The following is a 20,608-nucleotide window of genomic DNA, read 5'->3' as shown; positions in this document are numbered from 1 at the left end:
TACGGGAACCGGCTCACCTGGTGCCGCGCAGCCTGCGCCACGGGGTGAAGGTGAACACGGCGCCGCCGAGCAGGATCGCCGTGCCCGCGACCAGGCCCAGGGCGCGCAGGGTGCCGTTGTCCTCGGCCCCGGTGGCGGCCAGTCCGCCGCCGGAGGCCGTGCCGCCGGCCGTCGAGCCGGAGGCGCCCGTGGAGCCCGTGGTGGCGGAGCCGGAGGCGCCGCCCTGCTGGGCGGTGGTGTCGAGCGCCAGCGACGGGGTCACCGAGCCCTTGACCTTGCACGGGATGTTGATCTTCGAGGCGCCCAGGGTGACGTCGATCGTCAGGGTGCCGGGGCTGAGCGTGGACTTGCCGGACGCGCCGGGCTTGTAGGTCCCGGTCATGTCGGGCAGGTCGACCGGCTTGCCCTGCTCCAGCGGTTCGGCGTTGGCGGGTCCGGTGACCTTCACCGAGCCCTTGTCGGCGCCGCCTATGGTGACGTCCATGGACGGCTTGAGCGCACCGGCCGGCAGCGCGGCCGGGCTGTCCATCACGCCCTTGGCCGTCTTGACCGTGAGGGCGTAGCTCCCGCCGCTCTTCTTGGCGTTGATCGTCACCTTGGAGGAGATGTCGGGCGGTCCCGGGGACGTACAGGTGAAGTGGACCGCGACCTCCTTGCCGGGGAAGTCGGTCTGTCCGCTGCCGCCGCCGGAGCCCGAGGTGGTGCCGCCCGCCGTCGTACCGCCCGCGGTGGTGGAGCCCGAGGTGGTGCCGCCCGCGGACGTGGATCCGGAGGTCGTACCGCCCGCGGTCGTGGAACCGGTCGTGGAACCGGTCGTCGAGCCGCTCGTGGTGCCGCTCGTCGTACCGCCCGCGGCGGTGGATCCGCCGCCGTCCGTGACCTTGATGGTCGCGCCCGGCTGCACGGTCTCCTTCGGACTGCATTTGGTGTCCGTGGAGATCGGCTTGGAGACGTTGATGTTGTACGCGTCCGGCGTCAGCGTGATCTCACCGGCCTTCTCCAGCTTCAGCGTGCCCTTCATGTCGGGCAGCACCATGGCGCTGTTCTTGGGGATCGGCGGGTTCTGCCGCGGCCCTTCCATCTGCACGGTGCCCGTGGCGGCGCCGCCCACCTTGAGGGTGCCGGTCGGCTTGACCGTGTCCTTGTCCAGGTCGAGCACGTCGGGGTTCTTGGAAGCGGCCTCGACCGTCTTCCAGACCACCTCGACGGTGTCCCCGACCTTGGCCTCGGCGGGCGCGGTCAGCTGCACCTCGGTGGTGCCCTGCACGGCCGGCAGCCCGGAGATGGGCGGCGGAATGCACTCCGTCCGGTACGAGACGTCGGCGGCCTGGGCCGGACTCGCGGCCAGCAGCATGCCCGCGCCGCCGAGCATCATCGCGACTCCCGCCGCGACGGTCCTGCGTTGCGTACTCACGAATGTCCCTTCGTCGTCGGTCTGTTCTCTGACGGTGCGGAATCGGGTGTGAACCACGGCAGTGCGGCCGTGGTGCTGGACGGGTCGTCGGTGGGCGCGGTCGCGGGGTCCGCGGCGCGCCCCGGTGCGCGGCGGCGCCTCGGGATCTTCGCGGTCTTCGCGGTCTTCGCGGTCTTCGCGGTCTTCGCGGTGGCATCGGCCGGTCCCGGCGGGCGGTGGCGTCCGGCGCGGCCCGGGGCGCGCGAGGAGCGGGGCCGTACCTTGTCGACGATCGCCATGCCGATCCGGAACACGGCGGCCGGTACGACGAGGCAGAGCAGGATCCAGAAGAGCGTGACGCCCCAGGGGCGGCCGACCCCCCACGGCTGTTCGGCCAGCACCTTGCCGCCGTACCTGAGCGAGACCTGGTAGTCGCCGTGGGCGCCCGCCGTCAGTTCGACCGGCAGCTCGATCTGCGCCTTGCGGCCGGACCCGATGGTGCCGCGCCACTGCCGCTCCTCCCACTGCGGGGCGAAGACGCCGTGTGCGGTACCGATCTCGAAGACCGGGTCCTTGACGGGCGCGGAGCCCAGGTTGCCCACGGTGAAGACCAGTTGCCGGGCGGGCGGGGCGCCGAACCAGGTGAGGATCCCGCTGTCGCCCTCCAGCCTGGTGGTGGCGAGCACCGCGAGCCTGCCGCCCCCGGACTCCTTCGGCAGCGGGGCGATCGGGTGGCCCGCGACGACGAACACGGCGTCGGCGGCGGCCTGTTCCCCGGTGACGGTGGCGACATGCACCACGCAGGGGCAGGGCACGGGTGGTTCGGCGACCGGCATCTTCTTGCGGAAGGCGCCCTTGGCATCGGTCGTGACGGCCCGGCCCTCGGCGTTGGCGCAGGAGTTGGTGCCGCCGATCACGCCGCGGTCCGGTGCGGACCGTCCGCAGATCAGCATCATCAGCAGTGCCTTCGGGCGCCAGCCGCTGCCCTTCACGGTGATCTCACCGCCCTTGCCCGCCTGCTGCTTGGAGAGGGTGACCACGGGCTTCGCCTCCGCGGCCCGCGTGACCGCCGCTTCGGCTCCGGTCGCGGGGAGCATCGGCAGGGCGGGCAGCAGGGCCACGAGCAGCGCGACGAACAGCGCGACGGCCCACCGCTGGTGGCCGCTGCGGAGTGCTGCCGGTACGGCCTGTCCAGTCACGATTCCGCTCCCGCCTTCGCCAAGTGCCTGCTCCCGGAGTGCTGCTGGTCGCCCGATGACCGTCCGGGCCGCTCCTCGTCGTCCGGGGACCGTCCCGGCCGTTGTTCGCCGTCCGGCTGCCGGTCGCGCGACCGCCCGCGCCGGTACGTGTACGTCCCCGCCCCGGCGGCGGCCAGGACCAGCAGCACGCCGGCGGTCAGCGGCGCCCACGGGACGAAGACCGCGCGGGCCGTCGCCTCGCCGTGCGCGCCGCCCGCCGCCGTGACGCGCAGCCGTACGGTCGCCGAGTCGAGCGCGGGGACGTCCCGCCACGGCTCGGTGAGCCTGAGGCGCTGTCCGGGCCGCACCCGCACCGGCAGGCTGCGGGCCTCGCGCCGCAGCAGCGCCCCGAACACCCCGTCGGCGCGGACGGCGATCCGCGGGGCGAGGACCGCGTTGCCGCGGTTGACCAGCGTGTAGTGGATGGCCCGCCCGGACACGCTGACGTCCTCGACGGTGAGCGCGGCCAGCGTCGGCCCGCCGACCCGCAGCCGGACCGGTACGCCCACCGAGCGGTCGCCGGCGCGCACGACGATCGCGCCGGGGTGGTCGCCGGGCGTCGCGCCGGCCGGCACCGTGACGGTGAACGGCACATCGGCCCGGGTGCGGGCCGGGACGGTCACCTCGGTGACGGCGGTCCGCAGCCAGCGCCCGGTCCCGGTCGCGCCCTCGCCGCCGGCGCGTACGCCGGAGCCGCCGCTCTTCGCGTCGTCCGCGTCGGCGCCGCTCAGCCGCACGGTGACCGGGGACGGGCCGGGGTTGGTGACGGAGAGCCGGTCCTGCAGAACGGTGCCGGGCGGGCCCTCCAGATAGAAGTACGGTCTGCCGCCCGTGCCGGAACCGCTCACCGCGGGCCGCGCCGTCCACGAAGCGGCGCCCGGATGCGACGGAGGCGGCGTCGCGGCGCCGGCCACCGGTGTCATGGCGAGGGCACACAGCAGTACGGCAAGGGCGAGTCGGGCGGCGTGACCGGTCGGCGACGGCATGGGCGGCTCCCTGGTGCGTGACGGCGGCGGCTGGGTCCGGCAGAACCGCCCTATCGGGCCGCGGCCCCCTGCCCGCGCCTGGTCAGCCAGAGCACCCCGGCCGCACCGGTCAGCAGCACCGTGCCGCCCAGCGTGCCGAGTGCCACGGCCGAGTCGAGCGGGCCGGTCTTCGGCAGCTGCCCGCCCCCGTCCGGGGTGCTCCGCGCGTTGCCCGCGGCCGTCACATCGAGCTGGAGCGACGGTCCCGGGTTGTTGGAGGGGGTGCAGGTCGTGGTCGTACCGAGTGCCTTGATGGTGAGCACCCCTGCGGTGAAGTCGACCTTGCCGCTCTTCTTCGGGGTGTACGTACCCGACAGGTCACTGATCTTGATGGGGGTGTTGGCGGGTATCGCGGCGGAGTTCGGTGGGCCGGAGACCTGGACCTGGCCCGGGTCGGCACCACCCACCTTGATGACCGCGCCGGGGCTCATCGCCCCCTTGCCCAGTTCGACGGGGCTGGAGGAGACGCCCTTCTGGAAGGACATCGTGAGCCGGTAGCCACCGCCGCTCTTGACGCTCTTGATGTCGATGGGAGACACGGCGCTCTTGTCGCCGATCGGGGTCTTGCACTTGTAGTCGACGTCCACGACCGTGGCGTGGGCGGCGGGCGCGGCCATCAGCACCACCGTGCCCGCCAGCGCGGACGCCAGCGCGAAAGCTGTTCGCTTCTGGTAGGACACCTGAGTTCCCCTCATGCCGGAAGTCGCCGCACGCCGGTGCTGACCGACGCAAGTTACTGACGACACATCAGATCGGGCGCTCAAGGTACGCCCGGCGCCTTGTGGAGGGAAGACAAAGAGCGCGCCGATCCGGCGCGCTCTTCGGTGGTGCGAACGGCGGGGCGGTGCGCCCCGGAAGTACGGCCTGCGGCCTACGCGGGCGCGGCCAGCTCCGCCCAGACGGTCTTCCCGGACCGGCCGGGCACCCGCAGGACACCCCAGTCCAGGCAGAGCCGCTGCACGATGAACATGCCGTGTCCGCCGGGCCGCCCGGCCCGGTGCGGGGTGCGCGGCGCGGGCTGCCCCGCGCCCGAGTCGACGACCTCCACCCGCAGCACCTTCGCCGTGCAGGCGATACGCATCTCCTCGGGGCCGTCGGCATGCAGACAGGCGTTGGTGACCAGCTCGGAGACGACCAGCAGGACGTCCTCGGCGGCGGCCCGGCCGTCGGCGCTCGACGCGGGGAGCCAGCCCCATTCATGAAGCGCCTGGCGGGCGAAGTCACGGGCGGTCGGCACGATGCCGCTGACCCCCCGCAGCGACAGGGTGCGCCACTGTCGCTCGGCCGGCTCGGGGGAGGCCGCGCCGGCGCCCGCGTCCGCGTCCACGCCTGCGCCCTGCGGCTCACGGCCGAGGTCGCCCGGCGGATGCTGCCGGGTGGTGCTCATCAGCGCTTCACCTCACCGATTCACCATGTCGCCATCGAACAGTTACAGATACAGAGTGTGCGGGGCGCCCACGGCCCCGCCGGATGTCTTCTGCCCGGCCGAATCGTGACAACACCCACTTCGTCTACGCGGATCGCGTGACACCGGCAACACATGGGGCGCCCGGGGCCGCGATACGCGCCGCGGTCATGTGTCCAGGGCCGCTTCGAGGGAGTCGTGGACGGTGAAGACCGCCTCGGCCCCGGTGATCTCGAAGACCCTCGCCACCACCGGCAGCATTCCGGCCAGATGGACCCTTCCCCCGGCCGCTTCCGCCTTCAGGCGGGCACCGAGCAACACATTGAGCCCGGTGGAATCGCAGAATTCGAGTCCCGAGCAGTCGACCACCAGGCGTACTCGCCCTTGCTCGACCGCGTGCTCCAGGGGCTCCCGCAACAGATCCGCCGTGTGGTGATCCAGCTCACCCACCGGCGTCACGATCTCGCTGCGCCCTTCGGTCCGGACCTCGACCTGAAGTCGACCCCGGCTCGCACTGCCGACCGTCCCGCGGTCCATGCCCGTCCCTCTTCGCCGTTCGTCACTGCCTGCGTCTCTGCGTGCGCAGATGCGTATGCGCTGCCTCTGACGTTCTTGAAACAGTACGCGGTCTGTGCGCCACGCGATACCCGAAGACCTCAACAAACCGGACATATAGCGTCAATTGGCGCTTGTAACTGCCCGTCCGGACCGGGTAAGGGTAAGGGGACACCAAAACACGACCGGCTTCGGAGGCGCCGCTTCACCGCAGGAACACGTATGGGCATCGGCAGCCATATGCCGAGAACGATGGAGGAGACCATGTCACCCCGGCTCGACGGACCGCGTCCCCACAACGCGACGTCAGCATGTCCTCAGGGACTGACCCACTCAGACTCCCCTGCCGCGAGCGCCGAGAACGGCACCCGCAGCAGCACCAGCACCACCAGCAGCACCGTCACCATCAGTGACGCCAGCATCAGCGACACCGGCGACGCGAGCGGCACCGGCCGCATCGGTGGCTTCGACCGCATCGGCGCCGACGACCACGGCGTGAGCGACGGTCTCGAAGGACTTCCCGAGATCCCGCCCTTCGACGAGGTGGGCCCGCTGGACGCCAGGGCGTTGTCGAAGACGCTCTTCGAACGGCTCGTATCTCTCGAAGAGGGCACCCACGAGTACTCGTACGTCCGCAATACGCTCGTCGAACTGAACCTGGCCCTGGTCAGGTTCGCCGCCTCCCGGTTCCGCTCCCGCAGCGAGCCGATGGAGGACATCGTCCAGGTCGGCACCATCGGCCTGATCAAGGCGATCGACCGTTTCGAGCTCAGTCGTGGCGTGGAGTTCCCCACGTTCGCGATGCCGACCATCGTCGGCGAGATAAAGCGCTTCTTCCGCGACACCAGCTGGTCCGTGCGCGTCCCGCGCCGGCTGCAGGAGCTGCGGCTCGACCTGGCCAAGGCGGGCGACGAGCTCGCCCAGCAACTGGACCGATCGCCCACTGTGGGCGAGCTCGCCGACCGCCTCGGCATCACCCATGACGAGGTCGTCGAGGGCATGGCCGCGAGCAACGCGTACACCGCGAGCTCGCTGGACGCCAAGCCCGAGGAGGACGAGCACGAAAGCGCGTTGGCGGACCGTATCGGCTACGAGGACCACGGGCTCGAAGGCATCGAGTACGTCGAGTCCCTGAAGCCGCTGATCGCCGCGTTGCCGCGCCGCGACCGCACGATCCTCTCGCTCCGGTTCGTCGCCAACATGACGCAGTCGGAGATCGGCGAGGAGCTGGGCATCTCCCAGATGCATGTGTCGCGGCTGCTCTCCCGCACGCTGGTCAAGCTGCGCAAGGGCCTGACCCTGGAGGAGTGAACGGGCGCGCGTCGCCCGCTCGTTCAGCATCCGCGCGGCGCACCGCGAAAACGTGCGGAAGGACCCGCCCCGGCAAAGGGGCGGGTCCTTCCGTGCGTTTGGCACCGCGTCACGGGCGCCGGGAGAGGCTCATACGGCGCGTTCGCCGTGCCGCCAGACCGCGTGGACCAGCGGAACGCCCGGCCGGTAGGCGAGGTGGACATGGCTGGGCGCGTCGAGGAGCACCAGGTCGGCGCGGGCGCCGGGGGCGATGCGGCCGATGTCGGTACGGCGCAGGGCCGCGGCGCCGCCCGCGGTGGCGGACCAGAGGGCCTCGTCCGGCGTCATGCCCATGTCGCGTACGGCGAGGGCGATGCAGAAGGGCATGGAGGACGTGAACGACGAGCCCGGGTTGCAGTCGGTCGAGAGCGCGACGGTGGCGCCCGCGTCGAGGATGCGGCGGGCGTCGGGCCAGGTGGCGCGGGTGGAGAACTCGGCGCCGGGGAGCAGGGTGGCGACGGTGCTGCCCTGGGCCAGGGCGTCGACGTCGGCGTCGGTGAGGTGGGTGCAGTGGTCGGCGGACGCGGCGTCGAGCTCGACGGCGAGCTGGACGCCGGGGCCGTGGCCCAGCTGGTTGGCGTGGACGCGGGGGTGCAGGCCCTTCGCCATGCCCGCGGTCAGGATCGCGCGGGCCTGGTCGCCGTCGAAGGCGCCCCTCTCGCAGAAGACGTCGATCCAACGGGCGTACGGGGCACAGGCGTCGAGCATCGCTCCGGTGACCAGGTCGACGTAGCCGGCCGGGTCGTCGGCGTAGTCCGGGGAGACGATGTGGGCGCCGAGGTAGGTGACCTCCTCGGTGTGCTGGGCGGCGATGCGCAGGGCGCGGGCCTCGTCCTCGACGGTGAGGCCGTAGCCGGACTTGGTCTCGAAGGTGGTGGTGCCCTGGCGCAGCGCCTCGGCGAGGTAGCGGGCGACGTTGGCGGCGAGTTCTTCGTCGGTGGCGGCGCGGGTGGCGGCGACCGTGGTCCTGATGCCGCCCGCGCTGTAGGCGCGGCCGGACATCCGGGCGTTGAACTCCTCGGTGCGGTCGCCCGCGAACACCAGGTGGGAGTGGGAGTCGACGAAGCCGGGGATCATCGCCCGGCCGCCCGCGTCGACGGCGTTGTCAGTGGCGGGTGCTTTGCTTGATTCACCGGTCCAGACGACCCGGTCGCCCTCGATGACGACGGCCGCGTCCTGGATGGAGCCCAGGGGGGAATCCGCGCGCAGGGAGGGGTCGTTGGTGACCAGGCTGGCGATGTTGGTGATGGCGGTCGTCGTCATCGGGGGGCTGCTCTCCTTGCGGGGGTCCGGTCTCAGCCGTGCAGGGCGGCGATGGCCGAGGCGAGTGCTGCGGGTACGTCCTCGACGAGTGCGTGCCGCCCGTCGCGGACGATGTGCCGGCCTGCCACGACCGTGTGCCGCACATCGGCCGCGGAGGCGGCGAATACGACCGCTTCGGCGGCAAGTCTGGGCACCGGTCCCGCTGTTCTGACGGAATCCAGGGCGACGGTCGCCAGATCTGCGGGCGCACCGGGTTCGATGACGCCCGCCTCGGGCCGGCCGAGCGCCGCGTGTCCGTCGACGGTCGCGGCGCGCAGCAGGGCGGCCGCCGTCCAGTGACCGCGCGCCCGGGTGCGCAGGCGCTCGTCGAGCTCCATCGCGCGGGCCTCTTCGAAGAGGTCGATCACGGCGTGGCTGTCGCTGCCGAGGGAGAGCGGCGAGCCGGCGCGCTGGAGGGCGACGGCGGGGCCGATTCCGTCGGCGAGGTCGCGTTCCGTGGTGGGGCACATGCAGGTGCCGGTCGCCGAGGAGCCGAGGAGCGCGATGTCCTCGGCGGTGAGGTGGGTGTTGTGGACACCGGTGGTGCGCGGGCCGAGGACACCGTGGTCGGCGAGGAGCCGGGTGGGTGTGCAGCCGTGGGCGGCGAGGCAGGCGTCGTTCTCCGCGGTCTGCTCGGAGAGGTGGACATGGAGCGGGGCCTGCCGCTCCTCGGCCCAGGCCGCCACGGTGGCGAGCTGTGCGGCGGGCACGGCGCGCACGGAGTGGACGGCCGCGCCGATCAGGGCGTGGTCGCCGCCCTTGAGGAGGGAGGCGCGTTCGGCCCAGGCGTCCGCGGTGGTGTCGGAGAAGCGCAGCTGGTGCCGGTCGGGCTGCTGGTACTGGGTGGGGCGCTTGCCGAATCCGGCGGAGAGGTAGGCGGTGTCCAGCAGCGTGATCCGGATACCGGCCTCGCCCGCCGCCGCGATCAGGGCCTCGCCCATCGCGTTCGGGTTGTCGTACGGGGTGCCGCCCGGCGCGTGGTGCAGATAGTGGAATTCGCCGACCGCGGTGATGCCCGCCAGCGCCATCTCGGCGTACACGGCACGGGCGAGGTCGTAGTACGAGTCGGGGGTGAGCCGGGAGGCGACCTGGTACATGGTCTCGCGCCAGGTCCAGAAGGTGCCGGAGCCGACCTGGACGGTGGAGCGCAGGGCGCGGTGGAAGGCGTGCGAATGGGTGTTGGCGAGCCCGGGGACGGTGAGCCCGCGCAGCACGGTGGCGCCCGGCGGCGGGGTGGCGACGCCGGTGCGGACGCCCGCGATCAGCCCGTCGGAGACGTCCAGGGCGACGCCCGGCTCGACATGGGTGCCGAGCCAGGCGTGGGACAACCAGTACGTCACGGTGGCGGGCCTGCCCGTCGGTTGCGTTGTCAGCTGCACGCGAGACCTTCCAGTACGTCGGCGAGTGCGATCACCCCGGCCACGCAGTCGTCCTCGCCCGCGTGCTCGGCCGGAGAGTGCGAGATCCCGGTGGGGTTTCGTACGAACAGCATGGCGGTAGGGACCGAAGCGGACAAAATACCCGCGTCGTGTCCGGCGCCGGTGCCCAGGACGGGTACCGCCCGGTCGGCGCCACCGCCGTCCCGGCCGTCCCGGCCCGCGAGGATCTTGCCGAGCTCGTCGCGCAGGGCGTGCTCGAACTCGACGACGGGCGTGAAGGACTCCCGTACGACATCGAGGTCGATCCCGGCCCGCTCGGCGTGCTCCCTGGCGGCCCGTTCGACGCCGCCGACCACGGCGTCGAGGGACGCCTGGTCGGCGGCGCGGGAGTCGAGCCAACCGCGGACGAGGGAGGGGATGGCGTTGACCCCGTTCGGCTCGACGGCGATCTTGCCGAAGGTGGCGAGGGCGCCGGCGAGTTCCGCCTCGCGGCGGGCGGCCAGCACGGTCTCGGCGTACGTGAGCATCGGGTCGCGCCGGTCGGCGAGACGGGTGGTGCCCGCGTGGTTGGCCTCGCCCCGGAAGTCGAACCTCCAGCGTCCGTGCGGCCAGATCGCGGAGGCGATGCCGACCGGGTCGCCGGTGAGGTCGAGGGCGCGCCCCTGCTCGACATGGAGCTCGACGAACGCGCCGATGCGGGCGAGCCGTTCGGGGTCCGGGCCGATGGCGTCGGGGTCGTACCCGGCCGCCTCCATGGCCTGCGGCAGCGTGATGCCGTCGCCGTCGCGGAGCCGGTGCGCCGACTCGACGGTCAGCTGTCCGGCGGCGAGCCGGGAGCCCACACAGGCGAGCCCGAAGCGGGCCCCCTCCTCGTCGCCGAAGTTGCTGATGGCCAGCGGCCGGGTGAACGTCGCCCCCCTGCTGCGGAGTTCGTCGAGCGCGGCGAAGGAGGAGACCACGCCGAGCGGCCCGTCGAAGGCACCGCCGTCCGGAACGGAGTCGAGATGCGATCCCGCGACGACGGCGTCCCCGGCCAGGGGGTCGCCGAGCCACGCCCACTGGTTGCCGTTGCGGTCGACCTCGTAGGTGAGCCCGCGCGCCTCGGCCTGTGCCCGGAACCAGGCACGGCAGTCGGCGTCGGCCCCGGTCCAGGCGTAGCGGCGGTAGCCCCCGCTGTCCTGATGCCGGCCGACCGGCAGGAGCTCCCGCCACATGGCCTGGAACGACGACGAGCCGCCTCCGGAGACGGCGCCGGCCCCGGCGCCGCCTCCGACCGTGCCCTCGGCCCCGTTCGCGGTCCCGCTCCCGGACGGAAGGCTCACTGTTCGCCCTCTGCCATCGGCACGCGCACGCCCTTGTCCGCGGCGACCGACTCCGCGATGTCGTACCCGGCGTCGACGTGCCGGATGACGCCCATGCCCGGGTCGTTGGTGAGCACCCGGCGGATCTTCTCGCCCGCCAGCTTCGTGCCGTCGGCGACGGTCACCTGCCCGGCGTGGATGGAGCGCCCCATGCCGACGCCGCCGCCGTGGTGGATGGAGACCCAGGAGGCCCCGGAGGCCACGTTGACCATGGCGTTCAGCAGCGGCCAGTCGGCGATTGCGTCGGACCCGTCGAGCATGGCCTCGGTCTCCCGGTACGGGGAGGCCACGGAGCCGCAGTCGAGGTGGTCGCGCCCGATGGCCAGCGGCGCGGCCAGCTCACCGCTCGCCACCATGTCGTTGAACCGCTCACCGGCCCGGTCGCGCTCGCCGTAACCGAGCCAGCAGATCCGGGCGGGCAGCCCCTGGAAGTGGACGCGTTCGCCGGCCATCTTGATCCAGCGGTGCAGCGACTCGTTCTCGGGGAAGAGTTCGAGCATCGCCTTGTCGGTCTTGTGGATGTCCGACGCCTCGCCGGAGAGCGCGGCCCAGCGGAACGGGCCCTTGCCCTCGCAGAAGAGCGGCCGGATGTAGGCGGGCACGAAGCCCGGGAAGTCGAAGGCCCGGTCGTAGCCCGCGAGCTGGGCCTCGCCGCGGATGGAGTTGCCGTAGTCGAACACCTCGGCCCCGGCGTCCATGAAGCCGACCATCGCCTCGACGTGCTTGGCCATCGACTCCCGTGCGCGCTGCGTGAAGTCGGCGGGCTTCTCGGTGGCGTAGGAGGCCATGTCGTCGAAGTCGACCCCGAGCGGAAGGTACGCCAGCGGGTCGTGCGCACTGGTCTGGTCGGTGACGATGTCGATCGGGGCGCCCTCGGCGAGCATCCGCGGCAGCAGCTCCGCCGCGTTGCCGAGCAGACCGATGGAGAGCGGCCTGCGGGCGTCCCGCGCCTCGGTGGCCAGCTGGAGCGCGTGTTCCAGGGAGTCGGCGCGCACGTCCAGGTAGCGGTGCTCGATCCGGCGCTCGATGGCGCGCGGGTCGCAGTCGATACAGATCGCGACGCCGTCGTTCATCGTCACGGCGAGCGGCTGGGCGCCGCCCATGCCGCCGAGCCCGGCGGTCAGGGTGATCGTGCCGGCCAGCGTCCCGTTGAACTTCTTCGCCGCGACGGCGGCGAACGTCTCGTACGTGCCCTGCAGGATGCCCTGCGTGCCGATGTAGATCCACGATCCGGCGGTCATCTGGCCGTACATGGTGAGCCCCAGCGCCTCCAGGCGGCGGAACTCCTCCCAGTTCGCCCAGTCGCCGACCAGGTTGGAGTTGGCGATCAGGACGCGCGGCGCCCACTCGTGCGTCTGCATGACGCCGACCGGACGGCCGGACTGGACGAGCATCGTCTCGTCCTGCTTGAGCGTCCGCAGCGTGCGCACCATCGCGTCGAAGGAGCGCCAGTCACGGGCCGCCTTGCCGGTGCCGCCGTAGACGACGAGCTTGTCGGGGTGTTCGGCGACCTCGGGGTCGAGGTTGTTCTGCAGCATGCGCAGGGCGGCCTCCTGCTGCCACCCCAGGGCGCTCAGTTCCGTACCGCGTGGTGCCCGTACGGGGCGGGGTCCTGACATGGCGGTGCCTCCTCGCGACTGTAAGTCTTCTATTCACATCCTGATGGTCTGAATACTCGTAGTCAACAGTCCCGCACCGTCGCACGGGAGCAACACCCGCGCCCGCCCCGCGCGCAGGCCGCCCCGACGCCCCCGTCGCGCGCCCTCCGCGCACTCCCGTACGCCTCCGGCATGTGCCCGTGGAAAGTACCGAACCCCCTCCGGGAACAGGCACGTTGCGTAGCCTCGTGGTCACACCGCACACCGAGCCGGGAAGGGCGACCGTATGCCCGCGGCCGCTCCGCCGCGCCGGCTCAGAGACCTATGGGAGGCCCCTGTGATCCGAGCACTCCGACTGCGCGCCGGGACGAAGCAGCCGATGGAGCCCGCGGTCGAAGCGCAGGAAGTCCTGGCCGAACTCCAACGATTACGGACCGCGGTCCCGCTCCTGTCCGGCGCCCTGGTCGCCGGTACCGACGGATACGTCCTGGCCCATGACACTCCGGGGGTCGAGCCCGAGGGTGTCGCCGCGCTGACCGCGACCGCGCTCAGCGTCGCGGTCCGGATGGCGGAGGCGACCGGGCGGGGCGGCTTCGGTGAACTTCTCGTACGGGGCGAGTCCGGCTGCATCGCCTCGTACGCCGCAGGCTCCTCGGCCGTTCTCACCCTGCTCGCCGAGGACCCCATCGACATCGACGCGCTCCATTCCGAGGGCCACCGGGCGAGTGCTCTCATCGGCGAGCTGATCGACGCCGCAGCGCGCCGCGCCGCCTGTCCGGCTCCCTCGGTCCCCTCTCCCCGGCAGCTGCCCCCGCAGTCCGGCCCGCTGCCGCCCCGCACCTGACCGCCGGAGCCCCCCACGGGCGGATTCAGCGCCTGCGCCGCGCCCCTCCAGGCGCGGCGTCCCCCGCCATCGGCCCGGTCGTCCGATATCCCTTGACCCGCTTGCCCGCGGGCCGCCCGCGCTCAACCCAGTCGGTCCGCACCCAGTACAGGGCGTCGTCCCGGTGCTCGCGCCGCCCGATCCGGACGGCCTTGATCCAGAGCCCGGCGCCCACCCCAGCGAGCATCATCCCGCCGGCCCCGGGCAGCAGGAACGCGCTCGCCACCGCCACGAGGAACGCCCCGAACAGCCACCACCGGTGCCCCCGACGCCAGTTGCGTACGGTCACGGCGCGGTCCTGGAGGAAGTCGGACCGCCCGGCACGCGTGGCGCCCCCGGCCAGTTCCGCGTACCTGCGGCTCCGGACGAGCGCCACGACGGCCACGGTGATCAGGAACAGCGCGGCCCCGGACAGCAGGCCGATCCGGCGCCCGGTGAGCCCCGGCACCAGCGCGCCGATCCCCGTGGCCAGCAGCCCCGGCCACCACATCGGTGCGGCTCCGGCCCGTACGATCACGGCCACTCTCGCCAACGACTGCGCTCCGCGCCCCACGTCCGTACCTCTCTCCGCAGCTCCTCGTGAGCCTTTCCGGCCCGGAGATTAGTGGCCGTAGATGAGCGGTGCCTGAGAATCGGCGAAGTCCGGGAGCCGACGGGCCCGCCGGGCCCCCGCCGCCCCCGGCGCACGGTCCCCGTCCGTCACTCCACGAACAGTCCCCGCGCCGCCGCCCTCGCGTCGAACTCCTCCAGCCGCGCCTGCGCGTCGGGCAGGTCGTCGCACATCGCCTCCAGCAGCACCCGCCCCAGCAGCATGGGCGCACACGCCGTGTCGAAGGCGAGCCCGGTGCCGACGGCGGCCGGGATCAGCAGATCGCTGTACTTGGCGACGGGCGCGAACGCGGAGTCCGCCACCGACACCACGGCCATCCCCTGCTCCTGCGCGTACGCGAGGGCGTCCACGACCTCCTTCGGGTGCCGGGGCAGCGCGAAGCAGATCAGCGCGGAGGCGCCCGCCCGCCGGGCGGCGTCGATCCGGTCGCGCAGCATGCTGCCGCCCTCGTCGAGCACCCGGACATCGGGGTGGACCTTGGCCGCGAAGTACCCGAAGCCCCGCGCCTGCGAGGAGGCGGCCCGCAGCCCGAGCACCGGCAGCGGCCGCGAGGCCGCCAGCAGCCTGCCCGCCCGCTCGACCGGCCCGGGGTCGGCGAGCAGCTCCGCCAGGTGCCGCAGATTCTCGATCTCGCCGAGCACCGCCTGCTGGTACTCGTTGTACGCGTCGTCCCCGCCCGCCGGCTCGGGCTCGGCGGGGGCGACCTCCCGCAGATGCTTGCGGAGCGCCGGATAGCCGTCGAAGCCGAGCGCCACGGCGAAGCGGGTGACGGACGGCTGACTGACCCCGGCGAGCTCGGCCAGCTCCACGCTCGACAGGAACGGGACGTCCCCGGCCCTGCGCACCATCGAGTGCGCGATGCGCCGCTGGGTGGGTGTGAGCCGGCGCCCCTCGAAGAGCTGCTGCAACCGCGCGGCCGGGCTGCTCCCGCTCATGCTGTCCCCTCGGTAGATCCGGCGCACCGCGATCCGGCGCCGACAAATCCATTCAGCCAGCAAGGCGTCTGCATGTCCATATGCAGCCGGGGCGATGTCCCCGTGCGACCGGGTCGATGTCCCTGTCCGGCCGGGCGCTGATCCCGTGCGGCCGGGGCGCTGATCCCGTGCGGCCGGGGCGCTGATCCCGTGCGGCCGGGGCGCAGGGAAAGAGGGGGGTTAACCCCACTGCCCGCGGCGGTCGCGATTCGTACCGTGAAGGATATGAAAACCCGTGACCCCGAGCTCCAGAACGAGCTCGATGCCGCCCTGCAGGCCCGTAGTGAGCTGGGTTCGGAGTACGAGCCCGCGCTCGTCGAGTCTTTTCTGGAGAAGGTCGAGCAGCGGCTCGACAGCACGCTCGACCGGCGCGTCCGGCGCCATCTCGCCGAACAGCGGGTGAGCGTCGCCAGGGGTCCACACCCGCCGCAGCCCCTGGGGAACTTCGGCGAGCGCTACGGCTTCGGGATCATCTCGCTGATCCTGGCCGTCCCGCTGTCGGCGATCGGCGCCTCGACCGCCCACACCGGGGGCCTGGTCGTCGCCTGGCTCGGGATCGTCGCGGTCAACGCCGTGCACGCCGCCCGCAACTGGACGTGGTTCTCGCACCGTCCCGGACGTGCGGACTCCGACTGGGAGGACTGACGGCCTGGGGCCGCGGAGCGGCCACCCGGAACACAGCGGCCCCTGGAGCGCACGGCACTACGCCTGGCGGGTGGGCTGCACAATCAGCTGGCGCAGGTTGATGTGGCGTGCCCGGCTGGTGGCGTAGGCGATCAGATCGGCGATCTCGTCGCTGGAGAGCCCGCCGAGCGCGCCGAACATGTCGTCGAGCTGTCCGCTCAGCTCGGCGTTGTCGACGTGGCCGGCCAGCTCCGTGTCGGTGAGGCCCGGCTCGATGTTCGTGACCCGGACGTCGCGCGGCCCGAACTCGGTGCGCAGCGACGTCGACAGGTACGTCAGCGCGGCCTTCGTCGCCCCGTACACCGCGTAGTTGGGGAACATGACGTGCGCGCCGATGGACGAGATGTTCACCAGGTCCGCGGTGCGGCCCCCGGCGGCCACCGCCACCAGGTCGGCCGTGAAGGCCCGGATGATCCGCAGGGCGCCCGTCACATTGGTGTCGATCATCCGCTGCCACTCGTCGGTCCGGCCCTCGTCCACCGGGTTCGGCAGCATCACACCGGCCGCGTTGACCACCAGGTCCACCTGACCGAAGGTGCGGTGCACCAGTTCGGCCGCGGCGTCGACCGACGCCTGGTCGGTGACGTCGGTGACCACGACGAGCGCCTCGCCGCCCGCCGCCCCGATCGCGGCGGCCAGCTCCTCCAGCCGCTCCGCGCGCCGGGCGAGCAGGGCGACCCTGACCCCCTGGGCGGCGAGCAGCCGGGCGGTCGCGCTGCCCATGCCGCTGGCGGCTCCGGTGATGACGGCGGTGCGGCCTGCGAGGGTCTTGTACGACATGTCCGTGCTCCTTGAGGCGTTGCGGGACCGGAGCGTTTCCCCGGGCCCGACTCCACTCTGCGTGGCCGTCCGGGGCCCAGCCAGGGCGACGCTGTTCCTGGGTCTGCCAGTACCAGGCTCGGCGTCCGCCCTTCTTCTACGATCGACGCCATGGACGCTGACCTCGGTGATTTCCTCCGCTCCCGGCGGGCCCGCATCCAGCCCGAGGACGTGGGGCTGCAGGCGTACGGGCGCCGTCGCGTACCCGGACTCCGGCGCGAGGAGGTGGCCCAGCTCGCGGGAGTGAGCGTCGACTACTACATCCGGCTGGAGCAGGGGCGCGGCCCGAGCGTCTCGGACGCGGTGCTCGACGCGATAGCCCGGGTGCTGCGGCTGGACGAGACGGAGCACACGTATCTGTACACCGTGGCACGCCCGAAGTCGCGCGCCTCCGCTCCGGCCTCCTCCCAGCGGGTCCGCCCCGGTCTGCGCCTGGTGCTGGACTCGCTCACCGCGGCCCCGGCGTTCGTCCTGGGCCGCCGGATGGACGTGCTGGCCTGGAACGCGCTGGGGGACGCCGTCGTCGGCTTCTCCCGGATGCCCGTCGCCGAGCGCAACATGCCGCGCCAGGTATTCCTGGAACCGGCGGCGCGGAAGCTGTACCCGGACTGGGCCGCGGTGGCGGCGGAGACGGTGGCGTATCTGCGCCTGGACGCGGGCCTGCATCCCGACGACAAGCGACTGGCCACACTGGTCGGCGAGCTGTCCCTGAAGAGCGACGACTTCCGCCGGCTGTGGGCGGACCATCAGGTGAAGTCGAAGACCTACGGGGTCAAGCGCATCGACCACCCGGTCGCGGGCGAGCTCGTGCTCCCGTACGAGACGCTCGGCGCGGCCGGCGATCCCGGCCAGTGCCTGGTGGTCTACACGCCGGAGCCCGGCAGCGAGACCGCCGAACGCGTCGCGCTGCTGGCGAGCTGGGCGGCCGCACCGGCACCGACCGGCTGAGAGCCTGTCGCGTCCGCACGCCCACGGACCCGGGGGGCCGTGGAGGCGCGGACATGAGTGTGTCGCGGGGACCGCCGCACCCCCGGTTGCCCAGGGGGCGGGACGACGGCGGTCCCCGCGAGGGACACGGTCCGGGTCAGGGCCGGTCACCGCGTCCTGGCGACGATGGAGGTCCGGGAGCCGCTCCGTAGTCCGTGTCGCCGTATCGGGTGCCGGCGGGTCTCCCCGCCGGCACCCATCAATCTGCCGGACTCGTGTTAAGCCGGTGCTGCGCGGACGTGTCGCGCTCGTACCGTTTTCGCGAAGCCCGGACCCACGGCGGCGCTACGCCTTGCCGGCCGTCGCGTCCTTGGCGAGGAACGCCAGCAGGTCCTGCCGGCTGACCACGCCCTTCGGCTTGCCCTCCACCAGCACGATCGCCGCGTCCGCCGTGTTCGTACCGCCGAGCACCGCCATCAGGTCCTCGACCGGTTCGCCGGAGCCGACCTGCGGCAGCGGCGGCGACATGTGCTTCTCCAGCGGGTCGGAGAGCGAGGCGTGCTGGGCGAACAGCGCGTTCAGCAGCTCCCGCTCCACCACCGAACCGATGACCTCGGCGGCCATCACGTCCGGGTGGCCCGCGCCCGGCTTCACGATCGGCATCTGCGAGACGCCGTACTCGCGCAGGACGTCGATCGCCTCGCCGACGGTCTCCTCGGGGTGCATGTGGACGAGCGTCGGGATCGGGCCGTCCTTGTAGTCGAGCACGTCGGCGACGCGCGCGGACGGGCCGGTGTCCTCCAGGAAGCCGTAGTCGGCCATCCACTCGTCGTTGAAGATCTTGCTCAGGTAGCCGCGACCGCTGTCGGGCAGCAGGACGACGACCACGTCGTCCGGGCCCAGGCGCTTGGCGACCTCCAGGGCGCCGACCACCGCCATGCCGCAGGAGCCGCCGACCAGCAGGCCCTCCTCCTTGGCGAGACGGCGGGTCATCTGGAAGGAGTCCTTGTCGGACACGGCGACGATCTCGTCCGTGACCGTACGGTCGTAGGCGCTCGGCCAGAAGTCCTCGCCGACGCCCTCGACGAGGTAGGGACGCCCGGAGCCGCCGGAGTAGACCGAGCCCTCCGGGTCGGCCCCGATCACCTTCACCGAGCCGCCGCTGGCCTCCTTCAGATAGCGGCCGGTGCCGCTGATCGTGCCGCCGGTGCCGACACCCGCGACGAAGTGGGTGATCTTCCCGTCCGTCTGCTCCCACAGCTCGGGACCGGTGGTCTCGTAGTGGGAACGCGGGTTGTTGGGGTTGGAGTACTGGTCGGGCTTCCAGGCCCCCGGTGTCTCGCGGACCAGCCGGTCGGAGACGTTGTAGTACGAGTCGGGGTGCTCGGGGTCAACGGCCGTCGGGCAGACGACGACCTCGGCACCGTAGGCGCGCAGCACATTGATCTTGTCCGTGGACACCTTGTCCGGGCAGACGAAGATGCACTTGTACCCCTTCTGCTGGGCGACGATCGCCAGGCCGACGCCCGTGTTGCCACTGGTCGGCTCGACGATCGTGCCGCCGGGCTGCAGTTCGCCGCTCTGTTCGGCGGCCTCGATCATGCGCAGGGCGATGCGGTCCTTGACCGAACCGCCGGGGTTGAAGTACTCGACCTTGGCCAGGACCGTCGCCTGGATGCCGGCCGTCACACTGCGCAGCCTCACCAGCGGGGTATTGCCTACGAGACTGATCATCGAATCGTGGAATTGCACCGTGTACTCCGGGGTCTCCGAGATGGTGCGGCAAGGGTATGCGTACGGGCACGAGATTGGGCGAAGCGATTGAACGACGGCCGCTGCGGGGCAGTTAGCTGTATGTACGGCGGTACGGCAACGAGGAGGTGGACCGGACTGTGTCAAGGGCAAGGGTGGCACGGCGGATCGCAGCGGGCGCGGCCTACGGCGGGGGCAGCATCGGGCTGCTCGGCGCTGCGGCGGCAGGCGTACTGCTGGCGGAGGTCCATCTGGCGAAACGGCAGGTGGGCGGCGGAATCGCACCGGTTCCGCCGAGCGCGGACGGGCGGTACGGGGTGGCGTTCGCCGGCCCCTCGGACCCGTTGCGGCTGGGGTTGCTGGGCGACTCGACGGCGGCCGGGCAGGGGGTGCGCCGGGCCGGGCAGACCCCGGGGGCGCTGCTCGCCTCGGGGCTCGCCGCGGTGTCCGAGCGGCCGGTGGATCTGCGCAATGTGGCGCAGCCGGGTGCCCGGTCCGACGATCTGGAGAGGCAGGTCTCGCTGCTGCTCGCCGACACCTCCCGTACGCCCGACGTCTGCGTGATCATGATCGGCGCGAACGATGTGACGCACCGGATGCCGGCCACCCAGTCGGTGCGCTGCCTGACCACCGCCGTGCGCAGGCTGCGTACGGCGGGCGCGGAGGTCGTGGTCGGCACCTGTCCGGACCTGGGCACGATCGAGCCGGTCTATCAGCCGCTGCGCTGGATGGCCCGGCGGGTGAGCCGGCAGCTGGCGGCGGCCCAGACGATCGGCTCGGTGGAGCAGGGCGGGCGCACGGTGTCGCTGGGCGATCTGCTCGGGCCGGAGTTCGAGGCGAATCCGCGGGAGCTGTTCGGGCCGGACAACTACCACCCGTCGGCGGAGGGGTACGCCACGGCGGCGATGGCGGTGCTGCCCACGCTCTGCGCGGTGCTGGGGCTGTGGCCGGAGTCCGACCGGCTGGACGGGGCCCGGCGCGAGGACATGCTGCCGGTGGCCAAGGCGGCCTCCCAGGCGGCCAGGGAGGCCGGTACGGAGGTCACGGGGGCGCGGGCGCCCTGGGCACTCCTCAAGCACCGCAGGCGGCGGCGCCTGCCCGCGGCCACGGAGCCCCACCCGCATCCGGAGCCGCACGGGGAGACGGGAAGGACCGAGGAATCCAAGGAGAGAACCGGAGGAACCGAGAAGAGTGGGGAGACGGGAGCGACAGAAGCGACGCGAGCAACAGGAGCAACGGGAGCAACAGGAGCAACAGGAGCAACGGAGGAGACTGGAGAGACGGGGGAGTCGCACGGGGAGCCGCGCAATCTCCCGGCCAATTGATCGACCCGCGCAGTCGGCGAGCAGTCGG

General features: G+C 72.3%; 19 protein-coding genes. 5 read left to right on the top strand and 14 right to left on the bottom strand.

Annotation, left to right across the window (positions count from 1 at the left end):
- Positions 1 to 13: 13 nt before the first annotated feature.
- The 6 genes from OG520_RS24670 to OG520_RS24645 all read right to left on the bottom strand — a co-directional run bounded on the left by OG520_RS24670 (position 14) and on the right by OG520_RS24645 (position 5,598).
- Positions 14 to 1,372, bottom strand: coding sequence for a hypothetical protein (locus OG520_RS24670; RefSeq protein ID WP_406016559.1), 1,359 nt, complete (start codon positions 1,370 to 1,372; stop codon positions 14 to 16).
- 38 nt (positions 1,373 to 1,410) lie between these two features.
- Positions 1,411 to 2,592, bottom strand: coding sequence for a hypothetical protein (locus OG520_RS24665; RefSeq protein ID WP_406014627.1), 1,182 nt, complete (start codon positions 2,590 to 2,592; stop codon positions 1,411 to 1,413).
- Positions 2,589 to 3,617 (bottom strand): hypothetical protein, encoded by a 1,029-nt coding sequence (locus OG520_RS24660; RefSeq protein WP_406014626.1) that lies wholly within the window; start codon positions 3,615 to 3,617, stop codon positions 2,589 to 2,591. Before OG520_RS24660 ends, OG520_RS24665 begins: the two co-directional genes overlap by 4 nt.
- Positions 3,618 to 3,667: 50 nt before the next feature.
- Entirely contained in the window at positions 3,668 to 4,336 is a 669-nt protein-coding gene (locus OG520_RS24655) for a peptidase (RefSeq protein ID WP_406016558.1), read from the bottom strand.
- 191 nt (positions 4,337 to 4,527) lie between these two features.
- Positions 4,528 to 5,043, bottom strand: coding sequence for an ATP-binding protein (locus tag OG520_RS24650; protein ID WP_389975658.1), 516 nt, complete (start codon positions 5,041 to 5,043; stop codon positions 4,528 to 4,530).
- A gap of 186 nt (positions 5,044 to 5,229) precedes the next feature.
- Positions 5,230 to 5,598 (bottom strand): STAS domain-containing protein, encoded by a 369-nt coding sequence (locus OG520_RS24645; RefSeq protein WP_406014625.1) that lies wholly within the window; start codon positions 5,596 to 5,598, stop codon positions 5,230 to 5,232.
- Positions 5,599 to 5,880: 282 nt separating this feature from the next.
- Between OG520_RS24645 and OG520_RS24640 the strand changes: the two genes are divergently transcribed.
- Positions 5,881 to 6,927 (top strand): RNA polymerase sigma factor SigF, encoded by a 1,047-nt coding sequence (locus OG520_RS24640; protein WP_406016557.1) that lies wholly within the window; start codon positions 5,881 to 5,883, stop codon positions 6,925 to 6,927.
- Between the two features lie 129 nt (positions 6,928 to 7,056).
- On the opposite strand, the gene hutI is transcribed toward OG520_RS24640, so the two are convergent.
- The 4 genes from hutI to hutU form a co-directional block, all read right to left on the bottom strand.
- On the bottom strand, positions 7,057 to 8,229 hold the full coding sequence (hutI, locus tag OG520_RS24635; RefSeq protein WP_406014624.1) for an imidazolonepropionase: 1,173 nt from the start codon (positions 8,227 to 8,229) through the stop codon (positions 7,057 to 7,059).
- Between the two features lie 32 nt (positions 8,230 to 8,261).
- Positions 8,262 to 9,647: a formimidoylglutamate deiminase gene (locus OG520_RS24630; protein WP_399327890.1), complete on the bottom strand. Its 1,386-nt coding sequence runs from the start codon at positions 9,645 to 9,647 to the stop codon at positions 8,262 to 8,264.
- Positions 9,638 to 10,861, bottom strand: coding sequence for an allantoate amidohydrolase (locus OG520_RS24625; RefSeq protein ID WP_406016556.1), 1,224 nt, complete (start codon positions 10,859 to 10,861; stop codon positions 9,638 to 9,640). The genes OG520_RS24630 and OG520_RS24625 overlap by 10 nt, the downstream gene beginning before the upstream one ends.
- A 104-nt stretch (positions 10,862 to 10,965) precedes the next feature.
- Positions 10,966 to 12,627, bottom strand: a complete 1,662-nt coding sequence (gene hutU / locus OG520_RS24620; protein WP_266418388.1) for a urocanate hydratase — start codon at positions 12,625 to 12,627, stop codon at positions 10,966 to 10,968.
- Positions 12,628 to 12,985: 358 nt separating this feature from the next.
- Here hutU and OG520_RS24615 point away from each other — a divergent pair, with 358 nt between their 5' ends.
- Positions 12,986 to 13,450: a roadblock/LC7 domain-containing protein gene (locus tag OG520_RS24615; protein WP_406016555.1), complete on the top strand. Its 465-nt coding sequence runs from the start codon at positions 12,986 to 12,988 to the stop codon at positions 13,448 to 13,450.
- A 25-nt stretch (positions 13,451 to 13,475) separates the two neighbouring features.
- Here the strand turns inward: OG520_RS24615 and OG520_RS24610 are convergent, their stop codons facing one another.
- Together OG520_RS24610 and OG520_RS24605 are read right to left on the bottom strand one after the other, a co-directional pair.
- Complete coding sequence (locus OG520_RS24610) at positions 13,476 to 14,012, bottom strand: hypothetical protein (RefSeq protein WP_406016554.1); 537 nt, start codon at positions 14,010 to 14,012, stop codon at positions 13,476 to 13,478.
- A gap of 176 nt (positions 14,013 to 14,188) precedes the next feature.
- Positions 14,189 to 15,034, bottom strand: a complete 846-nt coding sequence (locus OG520_RS24605; RefSeq protein WP_266418387.1) for a MurR/RpiR family transcriptional regulator — start codon at positions 15,032 to 15,034, stop codon at positions 14,189 to 14,191.
- 264 nt (positions 15,035 to 15,298) lie between these two features.
- Between OG520_RS24605 and OG520_RS24600 the strand changes: the two genes are divergently transcribed.
- Positions 15,299 to 15,718, top strand: coding sequence for a hypothetical protein (locus OG520_RS24600; RefSeq protein ID WP_406014623.1), 420 nt, complete (start codon positions 15,299 to 15,301; stop codon positions 15,716 to 15,718).
- A 57-nt stretch (positions 15,719 to 15,775) separates the two neighbouring features.
- Here OG520_RS24600 and OG520_RS24595 read toward each other — a convergent pair whose 3' ends face one another.
- Entirely contained in the window at positions 15,776 to 16,537 is a 762-nt protein-coding gene (locus OG520_RS24595; protein ID WP_406014622.1) for an SDR family oxidoreductase, read from the bottom strand.
- A gap of 150 nt (positions 16,538 to 16,687) precedes the next feature.
- On the opposite strand from OG520_RS24595, the gene OG520_RS24590 reads away from it, so the two are divergent.
- Complete coding sequence (locus OG520_RS24590) at positions 16,688 to 17,524, top strand: helix-turn-helix transcriptional regulator (RefSeq protein ID WP_406014621.1); 837 nt, start codon at positions 16,688 to 16,690, stop codon at positions 17,522 to 17,524.
- Positions 17,525 to 17,848: 324 nt separating this feature from the next.
- Here the strand turns inward: OG520_RS24590 and OG520_RS24585 are convergent, their stop codons facing one another.
- Positions 17,849 to 19,255 carry a cystathionine beta-synthase gene (locus tag OG520_RS24585; protein WP_385329130.1) on the bottom strand — a complete coding sequence of 469 codons (1,407 nt, stop codon included), beginning with the start codon at positions 19,253 to 19,255 and terminating at the stop codon, positions 17,849 to 17,851.
- Positions 19,256 to 19,410: 155 nt separating this feature from the next.
- Here OG520_RS24585 and OG520_RS24580 point away from each other — a divergent pair, with 155 nt between their 5' ends.
- A complete protein-coding gene (locus OG520_RS24580) occupies positions 19,411 to 20,580 on the top strand; it encodes an SGNH/GDSL hydrolase family protein (protein WP_406016553.1) in 1,170 nt (389 codons plus the stop codon).
- Positions 20,581 to 20,608 lie beyond the last annotated feature (28 nt).

It is taken from the genome of Streptomyces sp. NBC_00984, from assembly GCF_045162475.1.
GTDB lineage: Bacteria > Actinomycetota > Actinomycetes > Streptomycetales > Streptomycetaceae > Streptomyces.
Note: the sequence above shows the minus strand (reverse complement) of the source record. Positions and strands in the feature narration are given on the sequence as shown.